The organism is Citrobacter sp. H12-3-2 (genome assembly GCF_009649895.1).
Classification (GTDB): Bacteria; Pseudomonadota; Gammaproteobacteria; order Enterobacterales; family Enterobacteriaceae; genus Citrobacter; species Citrobacter portucalensis.
On the sequence record NZ_CP045837.1, the window covers coordinates 4,354,329 to 4,367,290 of the forward strand.

A 12,962-nucleotide genomic window follows, 5' to 3' on the forward strand; every position below is an offset into this window, starting at 1 on the left:
TTTCTAAAATGGGGGCGGTAACTAGCTGGTCGATCCCAGCATGACAACGGGACGTTGGTACTGCGGACCACGGAAAATCTTTTCAGCGATAAACAGCAGCGTTATGGCAGAGCCAATCGGCAACGGAAGATAGTTTTGCCCGGCGCTTAAAAGCGGGAATTCCGCCACGGGCTGGTCCCACAGTTCAAGACAGAGATTGGTTCCGTACCAGAGGATAAACAGGCTTATCGCCACCAACATAACGTCTGCGATTACCGAGCAATAACGGCGGGAAGCATCCCCCAGACGGTCAGTCACCATGCTCACCGCGATATGCGAGCCTGCACGATAGCTCACCGCCGCGCCAATAAAGGTGAATGTCACCATACAGAGAATAGCGACGGGTTCAGGCCATGACAGGGCGTTATTCAGAACATAACGCGCGAATATACCAATGGGGATAATGGCGACCATGACCAATAATGCGATACCGGCAATCCACATTGACACCCGATAAAGAAAATCCATTACCGATGAATAGCATTCACCCATAATTATCACCTCGAATTAATCAAAAGATTCAGGCGGAGGGTTGATATCCTCCACCTGATGAATTACTTCACATCCTGAATACGTTTGATCAGATCCTGGTGGTCTTTACCGTAATTATCCCGCACTGACTGCGTGGCTTTATAGAAATAGTCCGTATCAATATCGTGGAACTGAACGCCGTTGGCTTTCATGGTCTCCAGTGATTTCGCATTATAATCCTGCCAAAGTTTTCGTTGCTCTATCTGTGCTTCCTTGGCGAGTTTAATAATGAGATCCTGATCTTCTTTTTTCAACTTATCCCATTTAGCTTTCGAAAACAGAAAAAGCTCAGGAATAATAAAGTGTTTGCTCCAGGTATAGTTTTTCACGACCGGCAAATAGTTATGCGCAACAAACGTTGGCGGGTTATTTTCCGTGCCATCAATAACGCCGGTCTGCATGCCGCTAAATACTTCACTGACGCCCATGACAACGGAGTTAGCGCCCATCGCTTTCAGGGTATCCAGCGCTATCGGACTTCCTTGAACGCGGATTTTCATACCGTGTAAATCTTCCGGTTTCACCACCGGATTTTTGGTGATCAAGTTACGCGTGCCGGCATCCATCCAGCCGAGAAACACCAGCCGCGATTTGGTATTAGCCGTCAGACGGTCGCCAATTTCCTGGCCAATCATGCCGTCGAGAACCTTATGCAGATGGTCCTCATCGCGGAAAATATATGGCAGGGTAAACACGTTAATTTCAGGGAGAATGGCGGCAACAGGCGTCATTGAGACACGAATAATATCGATAGCGCCTAATTGCGCCTGTTCAATCATCTGTTTTTCATCGCCTAACACGCCACCAGGAAATGTTTTAATCTCCAGACGACCGTCGGTCGCGGCGCTAAGTTTTTCCCCCATATGTTTGACAGCAACAACGTTCGGGTAATCAGCCGGATGCACATCTGCGGCGCGAAAAGTTTGTGCCAGCGTTGCATGACTCATCAGTAATACAGACGCGCCAATACATAGACTTAACAGGTTTTTTGTCAGTTTCATTTGTCCTTCTCCAGAAGTTCATAATATCCATTAACAGGAATAGCTTGCAGAGCAAATGACTGCCGGAATTAAAAACGGGCAGCGAGAAACTTTCTTAACGACGTTACCTGCGCAGACTAACTGGTGTAACAATTTATTTCGATGACTGCGTTCACAAAAAATCGTAGATGCTTAAAATTTTTAGCACACTGTTTCATTTTTGCAATGCAGATCGTTTTATTGATAAAAAAACAACGCAAGGAAGGCGATTTGATACTAATAACACCCGTTAGCATTTCAATAAAAATAAAACACTAATGTTGTGAGGTAATATCTTCGAATGAAAATGAGGAATGCAGGATGGTATTAACACCATCCTGCTGAGGCGTTTGATGTTTACTGCCAGCCGTAGCGACGGCTATAAAAACCTTTCACTAATTGAGTCAATGTCATGTAACCCGCCAGAATCGCAATCAGCCACGGGAAGTAGCTCAGCGGCAATGCCTGCAATTGCAGATAGCTGGCCAGAGGCGAGAACGGTAATGCAATGCCGACGACCATCACCACCAGCGTCATCAACATCAGCGGCCACGCGGCGCGGCTCTGGATGAACGGCACACGACGGGTACGGATCATATGCACAATCAACGTTTGCGACAGTAGGCCCACCACGAACCAGCCAGACTGGAACAACGTCTGATGTTCAGGTGTATTGGCATGGAAGACGAACCACATCAGGCAAAAGGTCAGAATGTCGAAGATCGAGCTGATCGGTCCAAAGAAGATCATAAAGCGGCCCAATTCGCTGGGATTCCAGCGCTGCGGCTTTTTGATCTGCTCTTCGTCGACGTTATCAAACGGAATCGCCACCTGGGATACATCGTACAGCAGGTTCTGAATCAGTAAGTGCAGCGGTAACATCGGCAGGAACGGTAAGAAGGCGCTCGCCACCAGCACGCTAAATACGTTACCAAAGTTTGAACTGGCCGTCATTTTGATGTACTTCAGCATGTTAGAGAAGGTACGGCGTCCTTCAATCACCCCTTCTTCCAGCACCATCAGGCTCTTTTCCAGCAGGATGATATCCGCAGCTTCACGCGCAATATCAACCGCGCCGTCAACGGAGATACCAATGTCCGCCGCACGCAGCGCCGGGGCATCGTTTATACCATCGCCCATAAAGCCGACCACATGGCCTTCGCGCTTGAGCAGCGTGACAATGCGCTCTTTGTGCATTGGCGTCAGACGGGCAAACAGCGTGGTGCGCTGAGCAAGCCGAGCCAGCTCATCATCGCTTAACCCTTCAATGCTGCTACCGATAACCACATCGCCCGCATCCAGGCCCACTTCATGACACACTTTTGCCGCCACCAATTCGCTATCGCCAGTGAGGATTTTCACCGTAATGCCGCTGGCTTTCAGCGCTTTAAGCGCAGGTGCGGTGGTCTCTTTCGGCGGATCGAGGAACGCAATATAGCCTTCGAGGATCAGATCTGATTCATCAATACGCTGGTAATCACCTTCACGCGCTGGCAGGTATTTCGTCGCCACCGCCACCACACGCAGCCCCTGGCGGTTCAGCGTGTCCGTAACGCGTTTCACCCGACGCAGCATGTTGTCATCTAACGGGACTATCTCACCGTTGTGACGCACCTGGGTACATACGCTGAGGATCTCCTGTAGCGCCCCTTTACAGACCAGCTGGTGCACATCGGTTTCTTCTGCCACCACTACCGACATGCGGCGACGTTCAAAATCAAACGGGATCTCATCGATTTTCTGCCAGCGAGTCGAGAGCTGGCGGGCTGATTCTTCGTCCACACCTTCCAGCACCGCCGTATCCAGCAGATTCTTCAGCCCGGTCTGATAATGGCTGTTCAGCCACGCAGAATGCAGGACATGTTCGCTGGGTTTACCAGAGATATCCGTATGATTCTCAAGTACAATTTTATCCTGAGTCAGGGTGCCGGTTTTATCGGTGCACAGAATATCCATTGCGCCAAAGTTCTGGATAGCGTCGAGGTGTTTAACGATAACCTTTTGTTTTGACAGCTTCACCGCCCCACGCGCCAGCGTTGAGGTGACGATCATCGGCAGCATTTCCGGTGTCAGTCCCACCGCCACAGACAGGGCAAACAGCGCCGCTTCCCACCAGTCTCCTTTGGTGTAGCCGTTGATGATAAGCACGATGGGCGCCATCACCAGCATAAAGCGGATCAGCAGCATGCTGACGCGGCTGATCCCTTTCTGGAAGGCATTCTGCTCGCTTTCCTGCTCGCTGACGCGACCGGCCAGTTGCCCGAACCAGGTATTGGCTCCGGTTGAAATCACGATGGCCTGCGCCGTGCCGCTCACCACGTTGGTGCCCATAAAGCACAGGGTATCGCATTCCAGAGGGTTGCTTTGCTGCGGATCGCGACTGGTTGCCACTTTCTCCACCGGCAGCGATTCACCGGTCAGCGAAGCCTGGGCTACGAACAGGTCACGAGCCTGCACCACGCGCAGATCGGCTGGGATCATATCCCCTGCCGCCAGCTTGATGACATCGCCGGGCACCAACTGGTCGATCGGCAGTTCAACCCAGCCGTTCTCCCCTTTCTCGTTGATAACGCGCAGCACCGTGGCGGTGTTGCTGACCATCGCTTTCAGCGCATCAGCCGCTTTGGTGGAGCGCGCCTCCTGCACAAAATTCAGCAGCGTAGAGATGACGACCATCAGGGCGATGACACCAGCGGCAAACAGATCTTCGGTGGCATAGGAAATCGCCCCGAGAATGGTCAGCAGTATATTAAACGGGTTGCGATAGCAGACCCACAGATGCACCCACCAGGGTGACGGCTTCTGCGTCGGCAACTGGTTCTCGCCATGTATTTCGCGGGCGTTCTCGACTTCTGCGGCGTTTAAGCCTTCCGGATGAGCGCCGAACGTTTTCCACAGCGCGTCTTCGTCCATCAGCGCCATTTTCAGGCAATGTTCGCTCAGCGATGGCGGGATCGGTGTGCTGGCAACGGTCTGAGCATTCGGCAACGGATCGCGATGCACCAGACGATGTGGTAAATGGCGGCTTAGCCGGGCAAACAGCTGGCGAGTCATATTTTTGAACATAGGCAGTCCCTCTGCACCAGTATAAACAGGCGCAGTAAATCCTTCAGGCGTGGCAAAGCCTTGCCTGGTGGCAATATTAAAATCACAACAGGGACGTCAGAACGTCACTGTCTTACTGTTCCGGTAAGACAGTGAAAGACAGGCTTACCGGAAAGGGTTGTTTCTCCATCTCGGGAGAGGGGTGGGATCGGGATCCATATAGCCTCCGGTAAGTGAATGATTTGCGCCGCGGATTATACGCAGAAAACCATAAGGTTTGTGGCACTTATGGCGGTATGATAAACCATAGAAACTAAACCAAACGTATACCAGACTTTGCCCATTGCGCCGCGCTTGAGTAAAGTTATTCTCTATTTGGCATAACTTCACACGCAACACGGGAAAACAGGATGCAAAATCGGCTGACCATTAAAGACATCGCCCGCTTAAGCGGTGTGGGAAAATCAACCGTTTCCCGTGTGCTCAACAATGAAAGCGGCGTGAGTGAACGCACCCGCGAACGCGTTGAGGCGGTGATGAATCAGCACGGTTTTTCCCCTTCCCGCTCCGCACGCGCCATGCGCGGACAAAGCGACAAGGTGGTGGCGATTATCGTCACGCGTCTGGACTCGCTTTCGGAAAATCTCGCCGTGCAGACCATGCTGCCCGCCTTTTATGAACAGGGCTACGATCCGATCATGATGGAAAGCCAGTTCTCGCCCGAGCTGGTTGAAGAACATCTCGGCATGCTCAGACGCCGCAACATTGATGGCGTGGTGCTGTTTGGTTTTACCGGCATTACTGAAGCCATGCTCGCCTCCTGGCAAGATTCTCTGGTGCTGCTGGCAAGAGATGCAAAAGGCTTTGCCTCCGTCTGCTATGACGATGAGGGTGCCATTCGTACCCTGATGCAGCGTTTATACGAACGCGAGCATCGCCATATTAGCTTTCTTGGTGTTCCGCATAGCGATGTGACCACTGGTAAACGCCGCCATGAGGCTTACCTGGCATTCTGTAAAAAACATAAACTGCATCCTGTGGCCGCGCTGCCGGGTCTGGCCATGAAGCAGGGCTATGAGCAGGCCGCCAACGTCATCACCCCGGAAACCACCGCTTTAGTCTGTGCGACGGATACCCTTGCCCTTGGCGTCAGCAAATACCTGCAGGAGCAGCGGATTGAGAACCTGCAGCTGGCGAGCGTGGGCAGCACGCCGCTGATGAAATTCCTCCATCCGGAAATTATCACCGTCGATCCTGGATACGCCGAAGCCGGGCGACAAGCGGCCTCGCAGCTGATCGAACAGATCAACGGCCGCAGCGAACCACGACAAATCGTTATTCCTTCCACCCTCTCCTGATCGCTTTCTGAGCATTAATTTGTGATCTTCGCTGCGTTTCGGGAACGTTCCCATTTTTAAATATTCATCGAAGATATACTCTGGCGCCAACAACGAGAGAGTTGCCGAATGACGACGCAACAGCGTCTTTTCCGGTCTACGGGGAACACACACCATCATGAGCAAAATAAAACAAGCAGACATCGACCGGCTGATTGAGCTGGTTGGCGGGCGCGACAATATCGCTACGGTGAGTCACTGCATTACTCGCCTGCGTTTTGTGCTGAATCAGCCTGCAAACGCCAGACCGAAAGAGATCGAATTGTTGCCAATGGTCAAAGGCTGCTTCACCAACGCCGGGCAGTTTCAGGTGGTAATTGGCACCGAGGTGGGCGATTACTACAAAGCGCTGTTGGCGACCACCGGACAAGCCAGTGCCGACAAAGAGCAGGCAAAGAAAGCGGCGCGGCAGAACATGAAGTGGCACGAGCAGCTGATTTCTCACTTCGCGGAGATCTTCTTCCCGCTGCTGCCAGCGCTGATTAGCGGCGGCCTGATCTTAGGTTTCCGTAACGTGATCGGCGATCTGCCCATGAGTAACGGGCAGACGCTGGCGCAGATGCATCCTTCGCTGAAAACCCTCTATGACTTCCTGTGGCTGATTGGCGAAGCGATCTTCTTCTATTTGCCGGTCGGGATTTGTTGGTCGGCGGTGAAGAAAATGGGCGGTACGCCGATCCTCGGTATTGTGCTGGGCGTGACCCTGGTTTCTCCGCAACTGATGAACGCCTATTTGCTCGGTCAGCAGGTGCCGGACGTGTGGAACTTCGGCCTGTTCAGTATTGAGAAAGTGGGCTACCAGGCGCAGGTCATTCCGGCACTGTTGGCCGGGCTGGCGCTCGGGTTTATTGAAACACGCATGAAGCGCATCGTCCCGGATTACCTGTATCTGGTGATCGTCCCGGTGTGCTCGCTGATCCTTGCGGTATTCCTTGCGCATGCCTTTATCGGTCCATTTGGCCGCATGATTGGCGACGGTGTCGCGTTTGCGGTCCGTCATCTGCTGACCGGCAGTTTTGCTCCGATTGGCGCGGCGCTGTTCGGCTTCCTGTACGCCCCGCTGGTGATCACCGGTGTGCATCAGACCACGCTGGCTATCGACATGCAGATGATTCAGAGCATGGGCGGCACGCCGGTATGGCCACTGATCGCACTGTCGAATATCGCTCAGGCCTCTGCGGTGGTCGGGATCATTATCTCCAGTCGCAAACACAACGAACGTGAAATTTCCGTTCCTGCCGCGATCTCCGCCTATCTCGGGGTAACTGAACCAGCGATGTACGGGATCAACCTGAAATACCGCTTCCCAATGCTGTGCGCGATGATCGGCTCCGGTCTCGCCGGACTGCTGTGCGGCCTGAACGGTGTGCTGGCGAACGGGATTGGCGTCGGCGGTTTGCCGGGCATCCTCTCCATCCAGCCGACTTACTGGCAGGTCTTTGGCATGGCAATGGTCATTGCGATTGTCATCCCAATGGTACTGACCTCATTCGTTTACCAGCGTAAACACCGTCTGGGCACATTACAGATTGTCTAACTTTTCTTCGGGGCGCAGTTGCGCCCCAGCGTATTTCCAGGAAACAACCATGAATATTCCCCACTGGTGGCAAAACGGCGTTATCTATCAGGTTTACCCCAAGAGTTTTCAGGACACCACCGGCAGCGGCACCGGAGATTTACGCGGCGTGACGCAGCGCCTTGACTATCTGCAAAAGCTGGGCGTTGATGCCATCTGGCTGACGCCGTTCTATATTTCACCGCAGGTTGATAACGGTTACGACGTCGCAGACTACACGTCTGTCGATCCGGCCTACGGCACTCTGGCAGACTTTGACGAAATGGTGGCGCAGGCGAAAGCGCGCGGCATCCGTATTATTCTCGACATGGTGTTTAACCACACCTCAACCCAGCACGCCTGGTTTCGTGAAGCGCTGGATAAAGACAGCCCGTATCGTCAGTTTTATTTCTGGCGCGACGGCACGCCAGACTGCCCGCCAAATAACTGGCGCTCCAAGTTTGGCGGCAACGCCTGGGGCTGGCACGCCGAAAGCGAGCAGTACTATCTACACCTCTTTGCTCCGGAACAAGCCGACCTGAACTGGGAAAACCCGGCGGTACGCGCCGAGCTAAAGAAAGTGTGCGAGTTCTGGGCCGATCGCGGCGTGGACGGACTGCGCCTCGACGTGGTGAATCTTATCTCTAAAGATCAGGACTTCCCGAACGATCCCGACGGCGATGGACGCCGTTTTTATACCGACGGCCCGCACGCGCATGAATTTTTGCGTGAGATGAACCGCGATGTTTTTACCCCACGCAACCTGATGACGGTCGGCGAAATGTCTTCCACTACGCTGGAACATTGCCAGCAGTACGCCGCACAAGATGGTAGTGAACTGTCGATGACCTTTAACTTCCACCACCTGAAAGTGGATTACCCCAACGGTGAGAAGTGGACGTTAGCAAAACCCGATTATGTGGCGCTAAAAACCCTGTTCCGCCACTGGCAACAGGGCATGCACAATCAGGCCTGGAACGCGCTGTTCTGGTGTAACCACGATCAGCCGCGCATCGTGTCGCGTTTTGGCGATGAAGGTAAATACCGCGTTCCGTCGGCCAAAATGCTGGCGATGGTGCTGCATGGCATGCAGGGCACCCCCTACATCTACCAGGGTGAAGAGATTGGCATGACCAACCCGCATTTCCGCCAGATTACCGATTATCGCGATGTGGAAAGCCATAATATGTTTGCCGAGTTGAACGGCCAGGGACGCGATGCGCAAGAACTGCTGGCGATCCTCGCCAGTAAATCACGCGATAACAGCCGCACACCGATGCAATGGGATAGCAGCAAACACGCGGGCTTCACCCGCGGCGAGCCATGGATCAATCTGTGTGACAACGCAGCAGACATCAACGTGGCGGCAGCACTGAACGATACCGACTCGGTGTTCTACACCTATCAGAAGCTGATCGCCTTGCGCAAAGCGGAGCCGGTTATCACCTGGGGCGACTACCAGGATTTGCTACCGGACAGCCCGCATCTGTGGTGCTATCAACGAGAGTGGCAAGGGCAGCGGCTGCTGGTCATTGCCAATCTGAGCGGTACCTTTCAGAGCTGGCAGCCAGCCCAGACCGACGGAAACTGGCAGGTGCTGATGCACAACTATGCCGAGGTTGCCAGCCAACCAGGGGACATGACACTGCGTCCTTTTGAGGCCGTCTGGTGGGTGCAAAAATAGCTTGCAATTATGTTCAGGCCCGGTACGCATAGCGCTACCGGGCGTTGCTACATACGCTTAGCTTACCCTTCTGTTTTTGCTGAATAATTAATCAGAATTTTCTGCCTACAATTTACAATCGGCTGTACTGCCCGTCATCTGTACGCTCCGATTTTTACTTTGCGCTACATCAAATAAATCGTAAACATCCTTGATGCAAATCACTACATATAGAACTTAAAATGCACGCCGACCCAATATGTTGTATTAATCGACTACAATTGCTACAACTACAGTGCACCGTTTAACGGTGGAATTGTGGATAAAGTGGGTCAGGATTGCGGGAAGTCATTGGCAATAGAGATGAATAAAGCCATGACCGCTTCCCCAACCTCTGTGGATAACCTGTTCTTATAAATATGGAGTGATCATGACACCGCATGTGATGAAACGAGATGGCTGTAAAGTGCCGTTTAAATCAGAGCGCATCAAAGAAGCCATTCTGCGTGCAGCTAAAGCAGCGGGAGTCGATGACGCAGATTACTGTGCCACCGTCGCAGAAGTCGTTAGTAGCCAGATGAATGAGCGCAGCCAGGTCGATATCAACGAGATCCAGACAGCGGTAGAAAACCAGCTGATGTCTGGTCCGTACAAGCAACTCGCCCGTGCGTACATCGAATATCGCCACGACCGTGATATACAGCGTGAAAAACGTGGCCGTCTGAACCAGGAAATTCGTGGTCTGGTTGAGCAAACCAACTCTGCTCTGCTGAACGAAAACGCCAACAAAGACAGCAAAGTGATCCCGACCCAGCGCGATCTGCTGGCCGGTATCGTCGCCAAACACTATGCGCGTCAACACCTGCTGCCGCGTGATGTCGTCCAGGCGCACGAGCGTGGTGATATTCACTATCACGATCTCGACTACTCTCCGTTCTTCCCAATGTTTAACTGCATGCTGATCGACCTGAAAGGTATGCTGACGCAGGGCTTTAAGATGGGTAACGCGGAGATTGAGCCGCCAAAATCAATCTCAACCGCGACGGCCGTCACCGCGCAAATTATCGCGCAGGTTGCCAGCCATATTTATGGCGGTACCACCATTAACCGTATTGACGAAGTTCTCGCACCGTTCGTGACCGAGAGCTTTAATAAGCATCGCAAAACCGCTGAAGAGTGGCAGATCCCAGATGCCGACGGTTATGCGCATTCCCGTACCGAGAAAGAGTGCTACGACGCATTCCAGTCCCTTGAGTATGAAGTGAATACCCTACATACCGCCAACGGTCAGACGCCGTTCGTCACCTTCGGTTTCGGCCTGGGAACCAGCTGGGAATCGCGTTTGATCCAGCAGTCCATTCTGCGTAACCGCATTGCCGGCCTGGGTAAAAATCGTAAAACCGCCGTGTTCCCGAAACTGGTGTTTGCGATTCGTGACGGTCTGAACCACAAGTTTGGCGATCCGAACTATGACATCAAGCAGCTGGCACTGGAGTGCGCGAGCAAGCGTATGTATCCGGATATCCTGAACTACGATCAGGTGGTTAAAGTGACCGGCTCCTTCAAAACGCCGATGGGCTGCCGCAGTTTCCTGGGCGTATGGGAAAACGAGAACGGCGAACAGGTTCACGATGGCCGTAACAACCTCGGCGTTATCAGCCTTAACCTGCCGCGTATCGCGCTGGAAGCTCATGGCGATGAAGCCACCTTCTGGAAACTGCTCGACGACCGTCTGATCCTGGCGCGTAAAGCGCTGATGACCCGCATTGCGCGTCTGGAAGGCGTGAAGGCCCGCGTTGCACCGATCCTGTATATGGAAGGGGCCTGCGGCGTGCGTCTGAAAGCAGATGATGACGTGTCTGAAATCTTTAAAAACGGCCGCGCGTCGATTTCTCTGGGTTACATTGGTATTCACGAAACCATCAACGCGCTGTTTGGCGACAAACACTTGTACGACAGCGAGCAGCTTCGCGCTAAAGCTATCGCCATTGTGGAACGTCTGCGTCAGGCAGTCGATCAGTGGAAAGACGAAACCGGCTACGGCTTTAGTCTGTACAGTACACCAAGCGAAAACCTGTGCGATCGTTTCTGCCGTCTGGATACCGCCGAGTTTGGCGTGGTGCCGGGTGTTACCGACAAAGGTTACTACACCAACAGCTTCCACCTCGACGTGGAGAAAAAGGTTAACCCGTACGACAAGATCGATTTCGAAGCGCCGTACCCGCCGCTGGCGAACGGAGGCTTCATTTGCTACGGCGAGTACCCGAACATTCAGCACAACCTGAAAGCACTGGAAGACGTCTGGGATTACAGCTATCAGCACGTGCCGTATTACGGGACCAACACGCCAATCGATGAATGCTACGAGTGCGGCTTTACCGGTGAGTTCGAGTGCACCAGCAAAGGCTTTACCTGCCCGAAATGTGGTAACCACGACGCCGCGCGCGTGTCGGTCACCCGCCGCGTATGCGGTTATTTAGGCAGCCCGGACGCTCGTCCGTTTAACGCCGGTAAGCAGGAAGAAGTGAAGCGCCGCGTTAAGCATTTAGGTAATGGGCAGATAGGTTAATTTCCGTTTGCAAAGGCCGTAGGCCTGATAAGACGCAATCGCGTCGCCATCAGGCATCACAATGTTGCCGGATGCGGTGCAAGCACCTTATCCGGCCTACATGCTTTCTGGACACCCGCTATGCGCTACCATCAATACTATCCCGTCGATATCGTTAACGGCCCCGGCACTCGCTGCACCCTGTTTGTGTCGGGATGCGTGCATGAATGCCCTGGCTGCTATAACAAAAGCACCTGGCGACTCAATTCCGGCCAGCCGTTTACCAAAGAGATGGAAGACAAGATCATTGCCGATCTGAACGACACGCGAATCCCTCGCCAGGGTATTTCGCTGTCCGGCGGCGATCCGCTGCATCCGCAAAACGTGCCGGATATCCTGCAACTGGTACAGCGTATTCACGCTGAGTGTCCGGGGAAAGATATCTGGGTGTGGACCGGCTACAAGCTTGATGAACTCAACGCCGCACAAATGCAGGTGGTGGATCTCATCAACGTGCTGGTCGATGGTAAATTTGTGCAGGATCTTAAAGACCCGGCGCTGATCTGGCGCGGTAGCAGCAACCAGGTTGTACATCATTTGCGTTAATCGCTAAAGCCGTTTGTTTGCATCGTGATAAACGGCTGAATGTTCTCGCTTACCTACCGCGACAACAAACACGACCACAACCTCATCCCGAACCTGGTACACCAGACGGTACCCGGACGATTTAAGCTTAATTTTATAGCAGTCAGGAAGACCATTTAAACGGGCAGAGTCAATTCTGGGGTTCAACAACACGTCGGCCAACTTCTTCTTAAACTGAGTCTTCACCGTATCACCCAGTTTATGCCACTCTTTTAAGGCTCTCGGGTCGAATTCCAGTTCATAAGTCATCCAGACTAACCTTGATTCCCTTTTGCGGGCTGGCAAGCCTTTCCCGGACTGTCTGAATGAGTGCATCTTCACTGTCGCTAAGGGTGACGGTTTTCACCGGCATGCGCCCCGTTTCCGCGACGTACTGAAACAGTAATCGCACAGCTTCCGTTGGAGTAATATTCAGTTTTTCCAGCACGGCATAAGCCTCATTTTTGAGTTTGTCATCCAGACGGACGTTCAGCGTGGCCATTATGCCTCCAGTAAAATCGAATGTGTAATGCAGTTTAGC

The 12,962-nt window shown here is 53.0% G+C and carries 11 protein-coding genes; 5 read left to right on the forward strand and 6 right to left on the reverse strand.

Features of this window, described 5'->3' with window-relative positions; genetic code table 11:
• Positions 1-21: 21 nt before the first annotated feature.
• The 4 genes from GHC22_RS20715 to mgtL form a co-directional block, all read right to left on the reverse strand.
• Entirely contained in the window at positions 22-531 is a 510-nt protein-coding gene (locus GHC22_RS20715) for a TRAP transporter small permease (protein ID WP_043018240.1), read from the reverse strand.
• 62 nt (positions 532-593) lie between these two features.
• On the reverse strand, positions 594-1,571 hold the full coding sequence (locus GHC22_RS20720; RefSeq protein WP_008786055.1) for a TRAP transporter substrate-binding protein: 978 nt from the start codon (positions 1,569-1,571) through the stop codon (positions 594-596).
• Positions 1,572-1,946: 375 nt separating this feature from the next.
• A complete protein-coding gene (gene mgtA, locus GHC22_RS20725) occupies positions 1,947-4,655 on the reverse strand; it encodes a magnesium-translocating P-type ATPase (protein ID WP_153753848.1) in 2,709 nt (902 codons plus the stop codon).
• Between the two features lie 144 nt (positions 4,656-4,799).
• Positions 4,800-4,853, reverse strand: a complete 54-nt coding sequence (gene mgtL / locus GHC22_RS24915) for a mgtA regulatory leader peptide MgtL (protein ID WP_223240846.1) — start codon at positions 4,851-4,853, stop codon at positions 4,800-4,802.
• Positions 4,854-5,044: 191 nt separating this feature from the next.
• On the opposite strand from mgtL, the gene treR reads away from it, so the two are divergent.
• The 5 genes from treR (at position 5,045) to nrdG (ending at position 12,403) form a co-directional block, all read left to right on the forward strand.
• Positions 5,045-5,992: a trehalose operon repressor TreR gene (gene treR, locus GHC22_RS20730; RefSeq protein ID WP_032942194.1), complete on the forward strand. Its 948-nt coding sequence runs from the start codon at positions 5,045-5,047 to the stop codon at positions 5,990-5,992.
• A 157-nt stretch (positions 5,993-6,149) separates the two neighbouring features.
• Entirely contained in the window at positions 6,150-7,568 is a 1,419-nt protein-coding gene (treB, locus tag GHC22_RS20735; protein ID WP_048215055.1) for a PTS trehalose transporter subunit IIBC, read from the forward strand.
• A gap of 49 nt (positions 7,569-7,617) precedes the next feature.
• Entirely contained in the window at positions 7,618-9,270 is a 1,653-nt protein-coding gene (gene treC, locus GHC22_RS20740; protein ID WP_153753849.1) for an alpha,alpha-phosphotrehalase, read from the forward strand.
• 409 nt (positions 9,271-9,679) lie between these two features.
• Positions 9,680-11,818 carry an anaerobic ribonucleoside-triphosphate reductase gene (gene nrdD, locus GHC22_RS20745; RefSeq protein WP_003830363.1) on the forward strand — a complete coding sequence of 713 codons (2,139 nt, stop codon included), beginning with the start codon at positions 9,680-9,682 and terminating at the stop codon, positions 11,816-11,818.
• A gap of 120 nt (positions 11,819-11,938) precedes the next feature.
• Complete coding sequence (gene nrdG, locus GHC22_RS20750) at positions 11,939-12,403, forward strand: anaerobic ribonucleoside-triphosphate reductase-activating protein (protein WP_048227187.1); 465 nt, start codon at positions 11,939-11,941, stop codon at positions 12,401-12,403.
• 3 nt (positions 12,404-12,406) lie between these two features.
• Here nrdG and GHC22_RS20755 read toward each other — a convergent pair whose 3' ends face one another.
• Entirely contained in the window at positions 12,407-12,691 is a 285-nt protein-coding gene (locus GHC22_RS20755; RefSeq protein ID WP_048227188.1) for a type II toxin-antitoxin system RelE/ParE family toxin, read from the reverse strand.
• Positions 12,681-12,923 (reverse strand): type II toxin-antitoxin system RelB/DinJ family antitoxin, encoded by a 243-nt coding sequence (locus GHC22_RS20760; RefSeq protein WP_003830370.1) that lies wholly within the window; start codon positions 12,921-12,923, stop codon positions 12,681-12,683. The genes GHC22_RS20755 and GHC22_RS20760 overlap by 11 nt, the downstream gene beginning before the upstream one ends.
• Positions 12,924-12,962 lie beyond the last annotated feature (39 nt).